Below are 17,627 nucleotides of genomic sequence, written 5' to 3'. Positions count from 1 at the left end.
CGTTGGGAGCATGGCGGGCGTGACGCTGATGACCGCTCGCCGACCGTCGTTGTCGCTGCTGCTGCACCGGATGCGCGACCGCTCGCCCGGGCTGGGCGCGAGCCTGCTGGGCGGTGCGGTCGCCGCCGGGCTCGGGCTCGGCTCGCTCGCCGTGCTCGTCCTGGCGCTGTGGGTCAGCTCGCCGTACCCCGACAGCGGCCCGGCCGGCGCGCTGCACATCGCCGCCGCGCTGTGGCTGCTGGGGCACGGTGTCGAACTGGTCCGCACCGACACGCTCTCCGGCGCGCCCCAGCCGGTCGGCGTGACCCCGCTGCTGCTGCTCGCACTGCCGGTGTGGCTGCTGTACCGGGCGGCGCGGGACGCGACGGACGCGTCCGCCGAACCCGACGCCCCGCCACCCGTCCCGGCGCACACGGTGTGGACGGGGGTGGTCCTCGGCTACCTCGGCGTCGGTGCCGCGGCCGCGCTGTACTGCTCGGGCGGCGAACTGCGTCCCGTGTGGGGCGGGGTGACGGCATGTCTGCCGCTCGTCGCGGCGAGCGCGGCGGGGGCCGGGGTGTGGTCGGCGTACGGCCGCCCGCGCGAGCCCGTGCTCGGTGTGCTGCTGATGCTGCCGCGGCCGGTGCGGCGGCTGCTGTTCGGGTCGGACGTGCGGGCGCGGCTGGGTACGGCCGTACGGGCCGCCCTGGCCGGAACGACGGTGCTCTTCGGGGGCGGGTCGCTGCTGCTCGGCGTCTCGCTGGTCCTGCACGGCGCGGCCGCCCGGGCGTCCTTTCTGCAGCTGACGGAGGGCTGGACCGGCCGGTTCGCCGTCCTGCTGCTCGGCATCGCGCTGATCCCCAACGCGGCGGTGTGGTCGGCGTCCTACGCCCTCGGCCCCGGCTTCGCCCTCGGCACCGGGCACCTCGTGCACCCGCTCGCCTCGGACCCCGCCCCGCTGCTGCCCCCGTTCCCGCTGCTCGCGGCGGTACCGGACGCGGGCGCCGGAACGCCGCTGAACTGGACGGCGGGAGTGGTGCCGGTGGCGGCCGGGGTGACGGTCGCCTGGTTCGTGGGGCGGGGGGCCGCGGGGCGCGTGGAGCCTGCGGCGCAGGGGGAGCCGAGGGCGCCCTGGCGGGTCGGACGGACCGCCGGAGTGCTCGTGCTGTCGGCGCTCCTCTGCGGGGCGATCCTCGCCCTTCTCGCCCTCCTGGCCGGCGGCCCGCTGGGCGTGGCCGCGCTGGCCCGCTTCGGCCCGCTGTGGTGGCAGAGCGGGGGAGCGGCCGTGCTCTGGCTGACGGCGGCGGGGATGCCTGTGGCACTGCCGGTACAGGCGTGGCGGCTGTGGGCTGCGCGGCGGACGCGGGGCACGATTCCGGCGCAGGGGACGGAGCCGGGGCGCAAGCGGCCGACGGACACGGGGAAGAGGGCGGCGGGGGAGGAAGCGAAGGCGACGGCCAAGGAGTCTGTGAAGGAAGCTCTGAAGGAGGTGGCCGAGGAGTCCGCAAAGGGTTCTTCAAAGGCCGCCGCGAAGGAGACGCGGGGAAGGACGACCAAGGCCGGGAAGGCGCCGAAGACCCGCGACCACCAGGAAGATCCCCCGTCCCCCCTCACTCAGCCCGACGAGGACGAGAGGTACGACGTCCTGCCCGCCGCCGACCCGTTCCCCTCGGCCTGGCACGACGACGTGGCCCGAGCCACCCGCTGGGCAGCCCTGCGAGCAGCCTCGACACCCATGGACTCCCCCGACTCCCCCACCGACCAGCCCGCCACACCCAGCTGGCCACCCCTGCAAGAACCGTCACCCCCGCCGACCGCCCCCGCACCCATGCCGGAGCCCTTGCCGCCGCCGGCCGACCACTCACCCGCACCGGACCCGTCGCCCGCGCCGGCCGCCCCCGCACCCATGCCGGAGCCTTTGCCGCCGCTGTTCGACCGCTCACCCGCACTGGATCCGTCGCCTGCGCCGGCCGCCCCTTCACCCGTACCGGAGCCCCCGTCCCCCACGGGCGCCCATCACCGGCCCACCGAACCCCCCGACACGGAATCCACCCGCTGAGCCCCCGCCAGGGAGCCGCCTGCCGGGACCCGGCTGGGGAATCCGCCCGCTGAGCCCTGGCTCGGAAGCCGCACACAGAACCCCGGCTTGGAAAGCCACCCGCCAAGCCCCCGCAAGGAGGCCACCCGCCGAACCACTGGGAAAGCTGCCCGCCCCCGCAAGGAACCGCTTGCCGAACCCCCGACTGGGAAAGCCGCCCGCTGAGTCCTCGCTCGGGGGCCGCGCGCCGAGCCCCCGCTCGGGAGCCGCCTGCCGAACCCGGCTGGGAAAGGCACTGCCTGTGCCTTGGCTCGGGAGCCGCGCGCCGAGCCCCCGCTCGGGAGCGGCCCGCCGAGCCCCCGACTGGGGAAGCCGCCGGCTGAGCCCCGCTCGGAAGCCGCCTGCCGAACCCGACCGGGAAAGCCGCCCGCTGAGCCCTGGCTCAGAAGCCGCCCGCCAAGCCCCCGCTCGGGAGCGGCCCGCCGAGCCCCCGACTGGGGAAGCCGCCGGCTGAGCCCCGCTCGGAAGCCGCCTGCCGAACCCGACCGGGAAAGCCGTCCGCCAAGCCCTGGCTCGGAAGCCGCCCGCCAAGCCCCCGCTCGGAAGTCACCCGCCGAACCCCCGGCTGGGAAAGCCACTGCCTGAGCCCTGGCTCGGTAGCCGCCCGCCAAGCCCCGCTCCGAAGCCGCCCGCAGAACCCCGACCGGGAAAGCCCCCCGCCAAACCCCCGGAGGGCCTACTCGTTCCCGACCCTCAGCACGTTCCGCAGGTTCTCGTTCTCGGGCAGTAGTCGCTCGCAGGACTGCTTGGCCTCGTGGGTCAGGGCGTCGCCGACGCAGGTGTAGTAGTCGCGGTAGACCAGCTGGACCGTGAAGGTCGTGGCCACCACGGCGAGGGCCAGGGAGGCCGTGACCAGGCCGCCGATCGCCGCCGTGGTCTGCGGACGGGGGCCCGGGGGGGTGGGCGCCGGGGTGTTGGGGTCGGCGGGGCGGGGCTTGGCGCGCAGGGCGCTGATGCCCCAGTACAGGGCCAGCGCGCCCAGTAGCAGGGCCACGTAGAGCCAGCTGTAGAGGGCGAAGAAGACGGCCCATATGCCGGACAGGAGTGCGTAGCGCGCGCGGCGCTGGGCCGGGTCCGTCGGGTCCCAGCGCATGCCGGGGCCGGCCGGGCCGCCCGGGCCCTCGGGGCCGCGGCCGGGCCGCTCGCCGAAGCCGCCGGGGGAGCGGCCGGGCTGGCGGTCGCTCCACTGGGTGCCCCCGGAGCCCTCGGGGTGGCGCGGCTGCCACGGCTTGTCGGGGGTGCCCTCCGGCGGCGGCGCGAACGGGTTGTCGTCCTGCTGCTCGCCGCCGCGTCCGTCGCCGTCCCGCCCGCCCTGGGGCGCCTGGGGCGGCGAGGCCGGCCGCTCCCGCAGCAGCACGGCGCCACGCTCGCCTCCCTGGGCCGGGCGCGGGGGGAACGTGAGGAGTCGCAGGCTGCGATCGGGCATCAAAAGAACGTCTTCCCCTAGGCGAATACGGCGGTCCGACGTGAGCTTCCACCCCGTGAAACGCACCGCACGACGACCGCGTTCCCGAGGCTGCTCCTTCGTGATTCCTACCGAACGCTACCTTCCGGCCACGCCCCCGTCCCGAGGGGGCCTTCCGGAGTGCCGGTATCGTTGCTGACGGCCGGCCGCTTCGTAGACTTCCCCGTATCCGGGGGCGCGAAGCATTCGTACGACTGTACAAACGCCGGCCGGACACAACGCTTCCCCGAGAAAGGGCCCCACCGTGGCCGCCACCCCCGCTGGCCGAGCGGTCAAGCGCCTTGTCGTGCTGGTCTCCGGATCCGGCACCAACCTCCAGGCGCTCCTGGACGAGATCGAGCGCACCGGAGCCGAGTCGTACGGCGCGCGGATCGTCGCCGTCGGGGCCGACCGGAGCGGCATCGAGGGGCTCGCCCGAGCCGAGCGGGCCGGGCTGCCGACCTTCGTGTGCCGGGTGAAGGACTTCGGGACGCGCGAGGAGTGGGACGCCGCCCTGGCCGAGGCCGTGGCCGCGCACGAACCCGACCTCGTGGTCTCCGCCGGGTTCATGAAGATCGTCGGGAAGGAATTCCTCGCGCGGTTCGGCGGGCGGTTCGTCAACACGCACCCCGCCCTGCTGCCCAGTTTTCCCGGGGCCCACGGCGCGCGGGACGCGCTCGCGTACGGCGTCAAGGTCACCGGCTGCACCGTCCACTTCGTCGACGACGGCGTCGACACCGGGCCGATCATCGCGCAGGGCGTGGTCGAGGTCCGGGACGAGGACGACGAGAGCGCGCTGCACGAGCGCATCAAGGAAGTCGAGCGAAGGCTGCTCGTCGAGGTCGTGGGGCGGCTCGCCCGCAACGGCTATCGCATTGAGGGACGAAAGGTAGTTATCCAGTGACCGCCACCGCCGAGAGCACCAAGCGGCCCATTCGCCGGGCGCTCGTCAGCGTCTACGACAAGACCGGGCTCGAAGACCTCGCGCGCGGGCTGCACGAGGCAGGTGTCGAGCTCGTCTCCACCGGGTCCACGGCCGGCCGTATCGCCGCCGCCGGTGTCCCCGTGACCAAGGTCGAGGAGCTGACCGGCTTCCCCGAGTGCCTGGACGGCCGGGTCAAGACCCTGCACCCCAGGGTGCACGCGGGCATCCTCGCCGACCTGCGTCTGGACAGCCACCGCGAGCAGCTCGCCGAGCTGGGTGTCGAGCCGTTCGACCTGGTCGTGGTGAACCTCTACCCGTTCCGGGAGACCGTCGCCTCCGGCGCCTCGCCCGACGAGTGCGTGGAGCAGATCGACATCGGCGGCCCGTCGATGGTCCGTGCCGCCGCCAAGAACCACCCCTCCGTCGCCGTGGTCACCAGCCCGGAGCGGTACGCCGACGTCCTCGCCGCGGTCGCGGCCGGCGGCTTCGACCTCGCCACCCGCAAGCGGCTGGCCGCCGAGGCCTTCCAGCACACGGCCGCCTACGACGTGGCCGTGGCCTCCTGGTTCGCGTCCGCATACGCGCCCGTCGACGACTCTCCGTTCCCCGACTTCCTGGGCGCCACCTGGGAGCGCGAGAACACCCTGCGCTACGGCGAGAACCCGCACCAGCCCGCCGCCCTGTACGTCGACGCCGCCGGCGCCGGTCTGGCCCAGGCCGAGCAGCTGCACGGCAAGGAGATGTCGTACAACAACTACACGGACACGGACGCCGCCCGCCGTGCCGCGTACGACCACGACGAGCCGTGTGTCGCGATCATCAAGCACGCCAACCCCTGCGGCATCGCGGTGGGCGCGGACGTCGCCGAGGCGCACCGCAAGGCGCACGCCTGTGACCCGCTGTCCGCGTTCGGCGGCGTCATCGCCGTGAACCGCCCGGTCAGCAAGGAGATGGCCGAGCAGGTCGCGGAGATCTTCACCGAGGTCATCGTCGCGCCCGGCTACGAGGACGGGGCCCTGGAGGCCCTCACCAAGAAGAAGAACATCCGGGTCCTGAAGGCCCCGACCGGCCCGGCCAACCCGGTCGAGGTCAAGCCGATCGACGGCGGCGTGCTGCTGCAGGAGACCGACCGGCTCCAGGCCGAGGGCGACGACCCGGCCAACTGGACGCTGGCGACCGGTGCGGCGCTCTCCGCCGACGAACTGGCCGAGCTGGCCTTCGCCTGGCGGGCCTGCCGCGCGGTGAAGTCCAACGCGATCCTGCTCGCCAAGGACGGCGCCTCGGTCGGCGTGGGCATGGGCCAGGTCAACCGGGTCGACTCCGCGAAGCTGGCGGTCGAGCGGGCCGGTGCCGAGCGCGCCCAGGGCTCGTACGCCGCTTCGGACGCGTTCTTCCCGTTCCCGGACGGCCTGGAGGTCCTGACCGCGGCGGGCGTCAAGGCCGTGGTCCAGCCGGGCGGTTCGGTCCGTGACGAGCTGGTCGTGGAGGCCGCGAAGAAGGCGGGCGTCACCATGTACTTCACCGGCACGCGCCACTTCTTCCACTGATCCCGCAGGGCCACGCAAAGCGGCCTCCGGCTCCCTTCGCAGGGGGCCGGAGGCCGCTTTCCGTTCAGGTGCTCAGCTCAGCACGAGCGGATGGCGCTCAGCTCAGTTGGAGCGGATGACGATCGAGCCGCAGACCTTGTCGGCGAACGTCTGGCGCTTGGCGTCCCAGGCCGGCCACAGGTAGCCGAGGTAGCAGGGCAGGCCGTCCAGGATGTGGGCCAGCTGGCGCACGAACGCCATGCCGCCGCCGAGCGGCTGCCCCGTCTCCTCCTTGAGCGTGCGGATGCCCAGCGCCTTCTTGCCGACGGTCTGGCCGGTCTTGCCCTCCATGATGATCTGCCACACGAACAGGCCGATCAGGGCGATGAAGCCGATGATGGAGAGGATCGGGGCGTTCTTGGCACCCGCGACCGCGATGCCGTAGGGCACCGCGTACAGCAGGCTGTCGAGCAGCCGGGCCAGGAAGCGCTGTCCCCAGTTCGCGTACGTCGGCTGCATGCCGTAGCCGCCCTGCTGCGGGTAGCCCGGGTAGCCGCCCTGGGGCGCCTGCGGGTAGCCGTAACCCTGCTGCTGCGGGACGCCCTGCGGGGCCTGCGGGTAGCCGGGCTGCTGCTGCGGGTAGCCGTAGGGCTGCTGCTGCGGATCCTGCGGCTGACCGTACGGGTTGGGCGAGCCGAAACTCATGGCGGATTTCCTCCGTTGACACTGCGGGGACTACGCGGAAGGAACGGAGGAACGTCAGGATATGAGCGGCTTGCCCCCCAACCGGACCGCGATACTGCGCCGCTCATGGTTGTAGGAAAGGCCGATTGTTGTCCAGCCGGATTCGCAAGGTGTTGTGCAAGTGCAACATCATCGATCAAGCGGGGGGACGCGGGGAACCGGCCCAGGCGGCCCCGGATTGGAACCGGGACCGGGTCATCCGCGAGGATGGTGTCATGACCGCCCAGATTCTCGATGGCAAGGCCACCGCAGCCGCGATCAAGTCCGATCTGACCGCCCGCGTGGCGGCGCTGAAGGAGAAGGGCGTCACGCCCGGCCTCGGCACGATCCTGGTCGGGGACGACCCCGGCAGCCAGAAGTACGTCGCCGGCAAGCACCGCGACTGCGCCCAGGTCGGCCTCGCCTCCATCCAGCGCAAGCTGCCCGCCACGGCCACCCAGGAGGAGATCGAGGCGGTCGTCCGGGAGCTGAACGAGGACCCGGCCTGCACCGGCTACATCGTCCAACTCCCGCTGCCCAAGGGCATCGACGAGAACCGCATCCTGGAGATGATGGACCCGGCCAAGGACGCCGACGGCCTGCACCCGATGAACCTCGGCCGTCTCGTCCTGAACGAGTCGGCGCCGCTGCCCTGCACCCCCAACGGCATCCTGACCCTGCTGCGCCGCCACGGCGTGGAGATCAAGGGCGCCGAGGTCGTGGTGGTCGGCCGGGGCGTGACCATCGGCCGCCCGATGCCGCTGCTGCTCACCCGGCGCAGCGAGAACGCCACCGTGACCCAGTGCCACACCGGCACCCGTGATCTGTCCGCCCACCTCAAGCGGGCCGACATCATCATCGCCGCGGCCGGTGTCCCGCACCTGATCCGCGCCGAGGACGTCAAGCCGGGCGCGGCCGTCCTGGACGTCGGCGTCTCCCGCAACGCCGAAGGCAAGATCGTCGGTGACGTCCACCCGGACGTGGCCGAGGTGGCTGCCTGGATCTCCCCGAACCCGGGCGGTGTGGGCCCGATGACCCGGGCGCAGCTGCTGGTCAACGTGGTCGAGGCGGCGGAGCGCAGTGCCGGCTGAGGACACCCACTCCAGCACCGGGCCGGCCGCCTCCGACGCCGGCGGGGACCCGAAGCGGGCCACGCGTCGCTTCCCGCGGTTCACCAGGGACACCGCGCGCCCGGAGGGCGGCGGCCGGGCCGCGCCCGGCAACGCTCCGGCGCCCGCCCGGCAGTGGCCGATGCTCGCCGTCGTCGGTCTGGTGGCCATCGGCCTGCTGGTGATCACGCTGGACACGCTCCGCCCGGGGACGCTGCTCGTCGGCGTCGCGCTGCTGGGCGGCGCGGTGCTGCGCTGGCTGCTGCCGGACGTCGGCATGCTCGCCGTGCGCTCCCGCTTCACGGACGTCGCCACCTACGGCGTCCTGGGTCTGGTGATCGTCCTGCTGGCGTTGATGATCCAGCCCGACCCGCTGCTGAAGCTGTCGTTCCTGAAGGACATCCTGCACTTCACGGTCAAGTAGCGGCTCCGGTACGGCCGCAGGCCCGCGCCTCTCTTGGGGGCGCGGGCGCAACGGCGGCCCGTCCCCTCCCCCGAGCAAGGACGAACCGCCGTCGGGATCCAGCCTTCCCTCCATGAACTGCCTGTTCAACGGCTGTCCGTGCGCTGTGGCACGGAAGTGACCGTTCCGCTACGGTGTCCGCGCACTGCCACATGTGTGCCCGCCGTGTCGATGTATTGACAGTTCGGAGACATGTCACGAGAGCTCCACGGAACCGGGCTAACGTGTCCAAGGTGTCCAATCGGGACGGTCCGGTGGACTGTGGGGCGGTCGGCGTGCGACGGTGCACAACCGGCGGGAGCGATGCTCCTGTGCGCCCCCACTCCTGGAACTGGGATCCTTAGTCAGCGCATCCCTGTGGGTAGTCAGAGGGGGCCGCGCCGGGGGACCGGACCGGCGCGAGGGTCACGTGCGGGGAACGGCGCGGGGAACCATCAGCACCAACCGGGGGGAATGAGGGGGGAAGCAATGCCTCGATGGAAAGCCTTGCCGGACGAGCTGGATCCGCAGATCAAGGAGTTCACCAGCCAGGTGCGGCGCCTCGTGGACCGCAGCGGTCTGAGCATCGCGGCGCTGGCCGACCGGACCGGCTACAGCAAGACGTCCTGGGAGCGTTACCTGGGCGGCCGACTGCTCGCGCCCAAGGGCGCGGTCGTCGCGCTCGCCGAGGTCACCGGCACCAACCCGGTCCATCTCACCACCATGTGGGAGCTGGCCGAACGTGCCTGGAGCCGCGCGGAGATGCGGCACGACCGGACCATGGAGCAGATTCGTATCGCCCAGGCACGCGCCGCCCTCGGGGAGTTCGGAGCGGCCGAGGCCGAGGGCGCGAGCGGCACCAAGACGGCCAACAGAGGCACCGGCACCGCCGTGTCCTCGGGCACCACCGTGTCCCCGGGCACCACCGTGTCCCCGGGCATCGCCGGCCCGGCGGGCGTCTCACCGACGATCCCGCCGCAGCCGACGGCGTCGGACGCCGACGAGCGGGAGAACGCGGACCGCGGTGCGGCCCCCGAGGTCAACTCCTGGGGGCTGGCGGGCTATGAGGGTCCGTCGAAGGCGAGCCGCCGGCCCGATGCGCCAGCTGCTGCCGGTGCCGGTTCCGATGCGCGTCCCGCCACCTCGCCGGAGGGTCCGGGCCGGACCCCGGGCGCCCCGAACCCGTACGACGGGCAGCCACAGGGGGCGCGGCCCGGCGGCGGCACCCCCGCCAAGGGGGCGGCCGGGCGCAAGGGGCGGCTGACGATGTTCCTCGCGGGTGTCGTCGGTGTTCTCGTCGTCGTCGCGGCCGTCTACTTCTTCATCAACCCGGGCAAGGGCGCCAAGCACGAGGGTGCCGCCAAGTCGCCGTCCCCGACGGCCAGCAGCAACCCCAGCCTGCCCGCCGGGGTCAAGTGCAGTGGCGCCGCCTGCAACGGCAAGGACGCGGAGGCGATGGGCTGCAGCGGCGACCTGGTGACCACCGCCAAGACCGCCACCGTCGGCACCACCACCCTGGAGGTCCGCTACAGCAAGACCTGCGGCGCCGCCTGGGGACGGATCACCGGCGCCGCCCAGGGCGACCAGGTCCAGCTCTCCGTGGGCAAGCTCCGCCAGACGGGTGACATCACCGACGTGGGCGACGCCATCGCCTACACGCCGATGGTCGCCGTGAAGGACGCGGCCGAGGCCAAGGCCTGCGCGACCCTCGCCTCCGGGCGGAAGGGGTGCACGAACTAGGACTGTCCGTAGGGCGCGAGGGCCCGCCGGGCAGGGCACGAGGGCCCGTCCGGCGGCCCCGGAAGTGTGGGGCGGACCAATTCGGGTGGAATTCCGGGGACGCACGCATGGGCCGCCGGATCCTGGGCACGCGAACGGTACCCCCACGGGAGTCCGGCCAGCCGGTACCCCCCACGGCGGCCGCCCTTCCCTCCTCTCCCGGAAGGGGCGGCCGCCCCTTTCCTGAATCACGAGTCCGACTTGTGGGCTGAGCCACACGGCCCAGGACATCTCGCATGCCGGATGCGCGATAGCCTGACCGCTGGATTCTCTTGACGCCAAGAGATCGATCATCCGCCGGGGCAGTGACGCCCCACCGCCAGCTGTCATACGGAGAACGCCATGACCCGCACTCCCGTGAACGTCACCGTCACCGGCGCGGCCGGCCAGATCGGTTACGCCCTGCTCTTCCGCATCGCCTCCGGCCAGCTGCTCGGCGCGGACGTGCCGGTCAAGCTGCGCCTCCTGGAGATCACCCCGGCGCTCAAGGCCGCCGAGGGCACGGCCATGGAGCTGGACGACTGCGCGTTCCCGCTCCTTCAGGGCATCGACATCACGGACGACCCGAACGTCGCCTTCGACGGCGCCAACGTAGCCCTCCTGGTCGGCGCCCGCCCCCGCACCAAGGGCATGGAGCGCGGTGACCTGCTGGAGGCCAACGGCGGCATCTTCAAGCCGCAGGGCAAGGCCATCAACGACCACGCCGCGGACGACATCAAGGTCCTCGTCGTCGGCAACCCGGCCAACACCAACGCGCTCATCGCGCAGGCCTCCGCGCCGGACGTCCCGGCCGAGCGCTTCACCGCGATGACCCGCCTGGACCACAACCGCGCGCTGACCCAGCTCGCGAAGAAGACGGGCGTGACGGTCGCCGACATCAAGCGCCTGACCATCTGGGGCAACCACTCCGCCACCCAGTACCCGGACATCTTCCACGCCACGGTCGCCGGCAAGAACGCCGCCGAGGTCGTGAACGACGAGAAGTGGCTGGCCGAGGACTTCATCCCGACCGTCGCCAAGCGCGGTGCCGCGATCATCGAGGCCCGTGGCGCGTCCTCCGCCGCGTCCGCCGCCAACGCCGCCATCGACCACATCTACACCTGGGTCAACGGCACCGCCGAGGGCAACTGGACCTCCATGGGTATCCCGTCGGACGGTTCCTACGGCGTCCCGGAGGGCCTGATCTCCTCCTTCCCGGTCACCACCAAGGACGGCAAGTACGAGATCGTCCAGGGCCTGGACATCAACGAGTTCTCCCGCGCCCGCATCGACGCCTCCGTCCAGGAGCTCACCGAGGAGCGCGACGCGGTCCGCTCCCTGGGCCTCATCTGAGGCTGCCTCCGGCGGATTTGCCGCGAGCCTGTGCGGGCCCTGTTCCGGTTTCGTCCGGAGCGGGGCCCGCGCCCGTTTTCGCCGTTACTGTCAAAAGCAGGGCAGGGAAGGGTGATTCGGGGGGTTCGTGATGAGCGGCTGGAGCGGATGGAACGGCAAGGAGGGTTCCGGTCCGGAGGGTTACGGCGGGGAGGGTTCCGGTCCGGAGCACGGGCCCGGGGCCGAGCGCGGATCCGGCGAGGAGAGAGGCCGGGCGGCCTGGACCGCCGACGAGCCGCCGACCCCGCCGCCGTGGGCTTCGGCCCAGACCCAGTCGGCTGCGCTCCCGCCACCTCCGCCCTGGGCGTTCGCGGAGACCAGCACGGCCCCGGCGCCGCCGCCTGCGCCGCAGCCCTGGGCCGCCGCCCCCGCCTATACCGGCGGCCCGGTTGCTTCCCCGTCATACGCCCCCGCGCCTCGCCGTGTGCACGGCGGCCGGCTGGTCGCCCTGGTCCTCGCCATGGCGCTGGTCGGCGCCGGCTCCGGCTTCGGCGTCTGGTACCTCGGCCGGGACCGCGCCGGCAGCGGCACCCCGTCGGCCTCCGCTCCGGCCGCCGGCGTCACGGTCACCGCCTCGGCCTCCACGACGCCGCGGACACCGGCCTCGACGCCGCCACCCGCATCGCGGCAACTCCCCGCCGGCTACCGCCTTGTCCACGACCCCGTCGGCTACACCCTCGCCGTCCCCGAGGGCTGGACCCGGCGGCAGAAGCAGGGGGAGAAGGCGACCGTGGTGTTCTACGACTCCCCGTCCGACGGCCGCCAGTTGCAGATCTTCGAGCTGGCCGAGTCCACCGTGACCGAGTCCCTGGACCTCGCCGAGAACGACCCGGGCTACGGCTACTCCCACGAGCCCGGCTACCAGGCCCTCACCCGCAGTTCCTCGGACTCCTGGGCCGAGCTGTCGTACCGCTACGACGATCCGGACAAGGGCGCCCGCCGGGTCGTCGACCACCGCTTCCGCGCACCCGACGGGACGCTGTACGCGATCCGCTCCAGTGGTCCGGAGCGCCTGTCCGACGGCCGGGTACGGGCTCCGCTTGTGGCGGCGCTGGATTCGTTCTGCCCGACGGGTGTGTCTTGCGCGTAGGGGGTTGGGCGGCTTTGCGGGTGCGGGTGCGTTGTGGGGCACCCGGCCTTCGGCCGGGTCTGGGTTCCCACCCGCACCACCTGTGCTGCCTTCGTCGTCGGGTGCGGGTGGCCCCTGTGGGGCGGATTCGCCGTCGGCGGCTGCGAGGGGTGGGTGTGGGTGGCTCGGCCATCGCGGTTCGCGAGTGCTTTCTGCCGACGGGGCAGCGGCTCAAGAGTGGTGGGGCAGTGCCGGCTCGCGGTTCGTGGGGGTCTTCGGAGCCGGGTCGGAGGCGGGGCGGGTGCCGTAGGTCGTGGTCACCAGGGCCGTTGCCGCCAGGACCACCAGGGCTACCGTGCGCAGGGCCGGGCCCATGCCGTGGATGAGGTCGGGGTGGGCGGACAGGACGGTTCCGGAGACGGCGACGCCGAGGGCGGCGCCGGTCTCGCGGGCGGTGGTGCCCAGGCCGGAGCCGAGGCCCGCCTGGTGGGCGGGGAGTGAGGTGACGACGCCGAGGGTCAGGGCGGGCATGGACAGGCCAGTGCCGGCCGAGACGACCAGCAGCCAGCCGGCGTACGCCCAGTAGGGGGTGTGCGCGTCGGCCGTGGAGACGCCGAGGAGGCCCAGGCCGATGAGGGCGAGGCCGGTGCCGATGACCGCGCGGGGGTGGCCCGCCCAGCGGGCGGCCAGCTTCTGGGCGACCGCCATCCCGACGGGCAGCGGCAGGATCGCGACTCCGGTGAGCGCCGCACCGAAGCCCTTCACGTCCTGCAGGTACTGCGAGTTGACGAAGAAGAGGGCGAACAGGCCGAAGAAGCCGGTGGCCGTACCGAGGGAGGCGGCGCGCAGACGCGAGGAGGAGAAGACCCGCGGGTCGAACAGCGGGGCCGCCGAGCGCAGGGCGTGCAGGGTGAACGTGGCGATCAGCACGGCGCCCGCGGCGAAGGCGCCGAGGATGCGGGCGGAGGTCCAGCCGTAGCTCGGGCCCTCGATGATGCCGAACAGGACCGCGACCAGGCCTGCGGTGAGCAGCAGGGTGCCGAGGGGGTCGGGGTTGCTGCCGGTGGAGCGTGCGGTGCGCGGGGTGGTGACGGCGACGGCGGCGGCGAGCACCGCGGCGAGCGGGACCATGGCCGCGAACAGGGCACGCCAGGACAGGAACTGGCCGGCCAGGCCGCCGCCCAGGTTGCCCGCCGCGCCGCCCAGGCCGATCGACAGGGTCCAGGCGGCCATCGAGCGGGCCCGGTGCTCGGGCGCGGACAGCTGCATGAGGATCGACAGGGTGGCCGGGGTGATCAGGGCCGCACCGGCGCCGGACAGACCCCGCCCCGCGATCAGCACGGCCGGACCGGTCGCCAGCGCTCCGGTGGCGGCGCCCGCCGCGAACAGGCCGAGCCCGACGAGCAGCGCGCCCTTGCGGCCGTACCGGTCACCGAGCGCACCGGCCGGGACGAGAAGCCCGGCGAAGACGATGACGTACGCGTCGACCGTCCACAGGAGCTCGCTGTGCGAGGGGTGCAGGGCGGACGAACTCAGTTGCGGGATCAGGAGGTTGATGGCGGCGACCATGCTCTGCGCGACCAGGACGCAGGCGCACAGCGCGAGCAGGACGGGGCGTTTCAGGGCGTGCGTGGGTACGGCTCCTCCCGGGAGCTGGGTGGTGGGTGTGGGATGCCCTGCCACCGTAGGGTCGCTCCTGGCCTGCTTTCCAGTGCAACCTTTGCAAGGGATACTTGCGTATGACGCAATCCACGGATCTGGACCTGAACCTGCTCCTCGCGCTGGACGTGCTGCTGGAGGAGCAGAGCGTGCAGGGTGCCGCCCGCCGGCTGCACCTGTCCGAACCGGCGATGAGCCGCACCCTCGGCCGGATCCGCAAGGCCCTCGGCGACCCGGTCCTCGTGCGGGCCGGGCGCCGGATGGTGCCGACGCCGCACGCACTGGCCGTACGGGCCGAGGTGAGCGCCGTGGTGGAGCGGGCCCGCGCGCTGTTCCGGCCCGGCCGGGACGCCGACCTGCGCACCGTCACCCGCACCTTCACGATCATCGGCCACGACGCGCTCGCCGCCACGCACGGCGCCACCCTGTTCGCCCGTGCCGCCGAGGAGGCGCCCGGCATCCGCCTCCGCTTCCTGTCGGAGAGCCACGTGGACGCCCCGGTCCTGCGCCAGGGCACCGCCGATCTGGAGATCGGCGTGATCGACGCGACCGCGCCCGAGGTGCATGTCGAGACGGTGTACGAGGACCGTATGCTGGGTGTCGTACGGGCCGGACACCCGCTGCTCACCGGCGAGTTGACGCCCGAGCGGTTCGCCACCGAGGCCGATCACCTCAATGTCTCCCGGCGCGGCAGACTGCACGGGCCGGTCGACGAGGCGCTGGCCGAACTCGGCCTGGAACGCCGGGTGGTGGGCAGCGTCGGCACCTACCCGTCCTCGCTCTTCGTGCTGCGCGAGACCGACCTGGTCGGGCTGGTCAGCTCCTGGGGGTGCCCGCCGGCCGCCGCCCTCGGCCTGGTCACCTTCGAGGTGCCGCTCGCCCTCCCGCCGCTCCCGGTGGGGCTGGCCTGGCACCCCCGCCACGACGCCGACCCGGCTCACGCCTGGCTGCGCGACTGCGTACGGGAGTTGATGCGGCGGTCAGCCGGTGACGACTAGCCGCTTCTGGAACCAGACTTTGGTCAAAGGACTCAGTTGGGACACGTCCACCGACTCCTTCGCGGAGGGGGTGGCGGACGGCACGGGCTCGCCGTAGTCCGAGAACGTCATCGTCAGGTCGGTGCCGTCGCCCTTGCTGGTGCCCTCGACCAGCACGTGAGGCGAGTCCGCGGTGACGTAGAGGGTGACCCGCCTGCCGTCGTCCTCGCCCTTCAGCGGGATCACCGGTATGCCCTCGACCGTGGTCCTGTCGCCCCGCGTCAGCGGCTTGCGATGCTGCGAGTCGGGTGTCAGCTTCCGCTGGAAGGCGTCCAGGTCGCAGACGTCCTCCCACTCCTTGAGCGCACGGTCGTGCGTGCTGCCGTGGAGGTAGCGGTCCTTGAGGAGTTCGGCCGCCGCGGTGCCCTCGCTGTCCGGAAGCTCGGTCTTCCAGTACGTGCTGTCGCCCTTCAGCCACACCTCGTCGCCGTGTTTGACGATCGTGATGCTGCCGCCGTGCGCGCCCATCCGCACGGTGCCGACGCAGTTGCCGTCCCGGTCCAGGGACAGGTCCATCGACGCCGGCTCCCCCTTCTTCGCGGCCGCGGTCCGGTCCGTCCACGTCATGTGGAGCGACTGGGTGTGGAGCAGATGGTCCCGCGCCTCCCGGGCGAGCCGGCGGGCGCTCGGATCGCCGGTGTCGTCCGCCGCGGCCGCCGTCACCAGGGCGGGGGAGAGCAGCAAGGTCGCGCTCACCGCCGCACAGATCAGCGGCCGTCCGGTCATTGCGGCACCTCCGTGATCACCCCAAGCCGGTGTGCCCACCCTACTTTTGTCCCTTTTCGCCCGCATTTTCAGTGACGCGGCGCACTTTCGGCCACTGATTGCGCATGCGATCGGAGGGGTGGGGCAGACGGTCACGGTCCCTGACTGTGACACGACTGTGACACAGGGGCACTGAACAGGAACGGAAGGCAATACCGATCATGGCGGACACAGCGGAACGACAGGCCCGGGCGACCATCCACGCGGGCGGCGAGTGGCTGGAGGCCGGCTCCGGCGCAACGCGCGAGATCCTCGACCCCGCAGACGCCCGGCCGTTCGCCGTGGTCGCGGAGGGTGACGAGAAGGACGCGGAGCGCGCGGTGGCGGCGGCCCGGCAGGCGTTCGACCACGGCCCCTGGCCCGGCACCCCCGTCGGCGAGCGCGCCGCCCTGCTGCGCCGCGTCGCCGACCTCCTCGTACGCGACCGCGAGGAACTCGGCCTGCTGGAGAGCAGGGACGCGGGCAAGACCGCCGAGGAGGGCCGCATCGACATCGACTGTGTCGCCGACGCCTTCCGCTACTTCGCCGACCTGGTCGCCGGCGAGGCCCCTGGCCGGGTCGTCGACGCGGGCTCTCCCGACATCCACAGCGTCGTCGTGCACGAGCCCGTCGGCGTGTGCGCGCTCATCACCCCCTGGAACTACCCGCTGCTCCAGGCCAGCTGGAAGATCGCCCCGGCGCTCGCCGCCGGCAACACCTTCGTGATCAAGCCCAGCGAGATCACCCCGATGACCACCATCGCACTGATCGACCTGCTGACCGAGGCCGGCCTGCCCGCCGGAGTCGCCAACCTGGTCACCGGACCCGGCCACACCGTCGGCGCCCGCCTCGCCGAGCACCCCGACGTCGACCTGGTCTCCTTCACCGGCGGCCTGGTCAGCGGCACCAAGGTCGCCCAGGCGGCCGCCCCGACCGTCAAGAAGGTCGCCCTCGAACTCGGCGGCAAGAACCCCAACGTGGTCTTCGCCGACGCCTGTGCCACCGAGGAGGGCTTCGACACCGCCGTCGACCAGGCCCTCAACGCCGCCTTCATCCACAGCGGCCAGGTCTGCTCGGCCGGCGCCCGGCTGATCATCGAGGAGAGCGTGCGGGAACGGTTCGTCGCCGAACTCGCCCGGCGGGCCGCCCGGATCCGCCTCGGCCGGGGCACGGCCGAGGGCGCCGAGTGCGGACCGCTGGTCTCCGAGCAGCAGCGCGCCAAGGTCGAGGCGTACGTGCAGTCGGCACTGGAGGAGGGCGCGGTGCTGCGCTCGGGCGGCAGGCGTCCCGAACCGTCCGCCGAACGGCCCGCCACCGGCTACTTCTACGAGCCGACGGTCCTCGACCAGTGCCACCGGGAGATGAAGGTCGTACGCGAGGAGGTCTTCGGCCCGGTCCTCACCGTCGAGACCTTCCGCACCGAGGACGAGGCGGTCGCCCTCGCCAACGACACCGAGTACGGCCTCGCGGGCGCCGTCTGGACCACCGACGCCGGACGCGCCCGCCGCGTCGCCGGCCGGCTGCGCCACGGCACCGTCTGGATCAACGACTTCCACCCCTACCTCCCGCAGGCGGAGTGGGGCGGCTTCGGAAAGAGCGGCGTCGGCCGCGAGCTGGGCCCCGCCGGACTCGCCGAGTACCGCGAGACCAAGCACGTCTACCAGAACCTCGCGCCGAAGCCGGTGCGCTGGTTCGCCGGCTGAGCGCCAACTGCCGTACACA

At 72.8% G+C, this 17,627-nt stretch carries 14 protein-coding genes; 10 read left to right on the top strand and 4 right to left on the bottom strand.

Annotation, left to right across the window (positions count from 1 at the left end; genetic code table 11):
- Window positions 1-10 precede the first annotated feature (10 nt).
- Entirely contained in the window at window positions 11-2,038 is a 2,028-nt protein-coding gene (locus tag ACFYZZ_RS38865; RefSeq protein WP_389186786.1) for a DUF6350 family protein, read from the top strand.
- A 715-nt stretch (window positions 2,039-2,753) separates the two neighbouring features.
- On the opposite strand, the gene ACFYZZ_RS38860 is transcribed toward ACFYZZ_RS38865, so the two are convergent.
- Window positions 2,754-3,503, bottom strand: coding sequence for a hypothetical protein (locus tag ACFYZZ_RS38860; RefSeq protein ID WP_389186783.1), 750 nt, complete (start codon window positions 3,501-3,503; stop codon window positions 2,754-2,756).
- Between the two features lie 283 nt (window positions 3,504-3,786).
- On the opposite strand from ACFYZZ_RS38860, the gene purN reads away from it, so the two are divergent.
- Both purN and purH read left to right on the top strand, forming a co-directional pair.
- The gene (gene purN, locus ACFYZZ_RS38855) at window positions 3,787-4,425 is read left to right on the top strand and encodes a phosphoribosylglycinamide formyltransferase (protein ID WP_389186780.1); all 639 of its coding nucleotides are present in this window, start codon (window positions 3,787-3,789) and stop codon (window positions 4,423-4,425) included.
- On the top strand, window positions 4,422-5,993 hold the full coding sequence (purH, locus tag ACFYZZ_RS38850) for a bifunctional phosphoribosylaminoimidazolecarboxamide formyltransferase/IMP cyclohydrolase (RefSeq protein WP_389186778.1): 1,572 nt from the start codon (window positions 4,422-4,424) through the stop codon (window positions 5,991-5,993). The genes purN and purH overlap by 4 nt, the downstream gene beginning before the upstream one ends.
- A 102-nt stretch (window positions 5,994-6,095) precedes the next feature.
- On the opposite strand, the gene ACFYZZ_RS38845 is transcribed toward purH, so the two are convergent.
- On the bottom strand, window positions 6,096-6,677 hold the full coding sequence (locus ACFYZZ_RS38845; RefSeq protein WP_389186775.1) for an RDD family protein: 582 nt from the start codon (window positions 6,675-6,677) through the stop codon (window positions 6,096-6,098).
- Window positions 6,678-6,931: 254 nt separating this feature from the next.
- Here ACFYZZ_RS38845 and ACFYZZ_RS38840 point away from each other — a divergent pair, with 254 nt between their 5' ends.
- The 5 genes from ACFYZZ_RS38840 (at window position 6,932) to ACFYZZ_RS38820 (ending at window position 12,486) form a co-directional block, all read left to right on the top strand.
- Window positions 6,932-7,786 carry a bifunctional methylenetetrahydrofolate dehydrogenase/methenyltetrahydrofolate cyclohydrolase gene (locus ACFYZZ_RS38840; protein WP_386578404.1) on the top strand — a complete coding sequence of 285 codons (855 nt, stop codon included), beginning with the start codon at window positions 6,932-6,934 and terminating at the stop codon, window positions 7,784-7,786.
- Window positions 7,776-8,228 (top strand): DUF3017 domain-containing protein, encoded by a 453-nt coding sequence (locus ACFYZZ_RS38835; RefSeq protein WP_389186772.1) that lies wholly within the window; start codon window positions 7,776-7,778, stop codon window positions 8,226-8,228. Before ACFYZZ_RS38840 ends, ACFYZZ_RS38835 begins: the two co-directional genes overlap by 11 nt.
- 507 nt (window positions 8,229-8,735) lie before the next feature.
- Window positions 8,736-9,986, top strand: coding sequence for a DUF2690 domain-containing protein (locus ACFYZZ_RS38830; protein WP_389186769.1), 1,251 nt, complete (start codon window positions 8,736-8,738; stop codon window positions 9,984-9,986).
- A gap of 381 nt (window positions 9,987-10,367) precedes the next feature.
- A complete protein-coding gene (locus ACFYZZ_RS38825; RefSeq protein WP_389186766.1) occupies window positions 10,368-11,357 on the top strand; it encodes a malate dehydrogenase in 990 nt (329 codons plus the stop codon).
- A gap of 130 nt (window positions 11,358-11,487) precedes the next feature.
- The gene (locus ACFYZZ_RS38820; RefSeq protein WP_389186763.1) at window positions 11,488-12,486 is read left to right on the top strand and encodes a hypothetical protein; all 999 of its coding nucleotides are present in this window, start codon (window positions 11,488-11,490) and stop codon (window positions 12,484-12,486) included.
- Window positions 12,487-12,696: 210 nt separating this feature from the next.
- Here the strand turns inward: ACFYZZ_RS38820 and ACFYZZ_RS38815 are convergent, their stop codons facing one another.
- Window positions 12,697-14,148 carry an MFS transporter gene (locus tag ACFYZZ_RS38815; protein ID WP_389186760.1) on the bottom strand — a complete coding sequence of 484 codons (1,452 nt, stop codon included), beginning with the start codon at window positions 14,146-14,148 and terminating at the stop codon, window positions 12,697-12,699.
- Window positions 14,149-14,204: 56 nt separating this feature from the next.
- Here ACFYZZ_RS38815 and ACFYZZ_RS38810 point away from each other — a divergent pair, with 56 nt between their 5' ends.
- Window positions 14,205-15,122 (top strand): LysR family transcriptional regulator, encoded by a 918-nt coding sequence (locus tag ACFYZZ_RS38810; protein ID WP_389186757.1) that lies wholly within the window; start codon window positions 14,205-14,207, stop codon window positions 15,120-15,122.
- Here ACFYZZ_RS38810 and ACFYZZ_RS38805 read toward each other — a convergent pair.
- Window positions 15,105-15,887 carry a hypothetical protein gene (locus ACFYZZ_RS38805; protein ID WP_389186754.1) on the bottom strand — a complete coding sequence of 261 codons (783 nt, stop codon included), beginning with the start codon at window positions 15,885-15,887 and terminating at the stop codon, window positions 15,105-15,107. The two genes, ACFYZZ_RS38810 and ACFYZZ_RS38805, sit on opposite strands and share 18 nt — an antisense overlap.
- Window positions 15,888-16,087: 200 nt before the next feature.
- On the opposite strand from ACFYZZ_RS38805, the gene ACFYZZ_RS38800 reads away from it, so the two are divergent.
- Window positions 16,088-17,608 carry an aldehyde dehydrogenase family protein gene (locus ACFYZZ_RS38800; protein WP_389186751.1) on the top strand — a complete coding sequence of 507 codons (1,521 nt, stop codon included), beginning with the start codon at window positions 16,088-16,090 and terminating at the stop codon, window positions 17,606-17,608.
- Window positions 17,609-17,627: the final 19 nt, after the last annotated feature.

The organism is Streptomyces sp. NPDC001816, from assembly GCF_042892235.1.
Classification (GTDB): domain Bacteria; phylum Actinomycetota; class Actinomycetes; order Streptomycetales; family Streptomycetaceae; genus Streptomyces.
Note: the sequence above shows the minus strand (reverse complement) of the source record. Positions and strands in the feature narration are given on the sequence as shown.

Excerpts from the sequence above, each read along its gene's own strand:
- ACFYZZ_RS38830 (WP_389186769.1), top strand. The coding sequence starts at position 8,736 with ATGCCTCGATGGAAAGCCTTGCCGGACGAGCTGGATCCGCAGATCAAG.
- ACFYZZ_RS38860 (WP_389186783.1), bottom strand. The coding sequence starts at position 3,503 with ATGCCCGATCGCAGCCTGCGACTCCTCACGTTCCCCCCGCGCCCGGCC.
- ACFYZZ_RS38800 (WP_389186751.1), top strand. The coding sequence starts at position 16,088 with ATGGCGGACACAGCGGAACGACAGGCCCGGGCGACCATCCACGCGGGC.
- ACFYZZ_RS38820 (WP_389186763.1), top strand. The coding sequence starts at position 11,488 with ATGAGCGGCTGGAGCGGATGGAACGGCAAGGAGGGTTCCGGTCCGGAG.
- ACFYZZ_RS38825 (WP_389186766.1), top strand. The coding sequence starts at position 10,368 with ATGACCCGCACTCCCGTGAACGTCACCGTCACCGGCGCGGCCGGCCAG.
- ACFYZZ_RS38865 (WP_389186786.1), top strand. The coding sequence starts at position 11 with ATGGCGGGCGTGACGCTGATGACCGCTCGCCGACCGTCGTTGTCGCTG.
- ACFYZZ_RS38840 (WP_386578404.1), top strand. The coding sequence starts at position 6,932 with ATGACCGCCCAGATTCTCGATGGCAAGGCCACCGCAGCCGCGATCAAG.
- ACFYZZ_RS38845 (WP_389186775.1), bottom strand. The coding sequence starts at position 6,677 with ATGAGTTTCGGCTCGCCCAACCCGTACGGTCAGCCGCAGGATCCGCAG.
- ACFYZZ_RS38805 (WP_389186754.1), bottom strand. The coding sequence starts at position 15,887 with ATGACCGGACGGCCGCTGATCTGTGCGGCGGTGAGCGCGACCTTGCTG.
- ACFYZZ_RS38810 (WP_389186757.1), top strand. The coding sequence starts at position 14,205 with ATGACGCAATCCACGGATCTGGACCTGAACCTGCTCCTCGCGCTGGAC.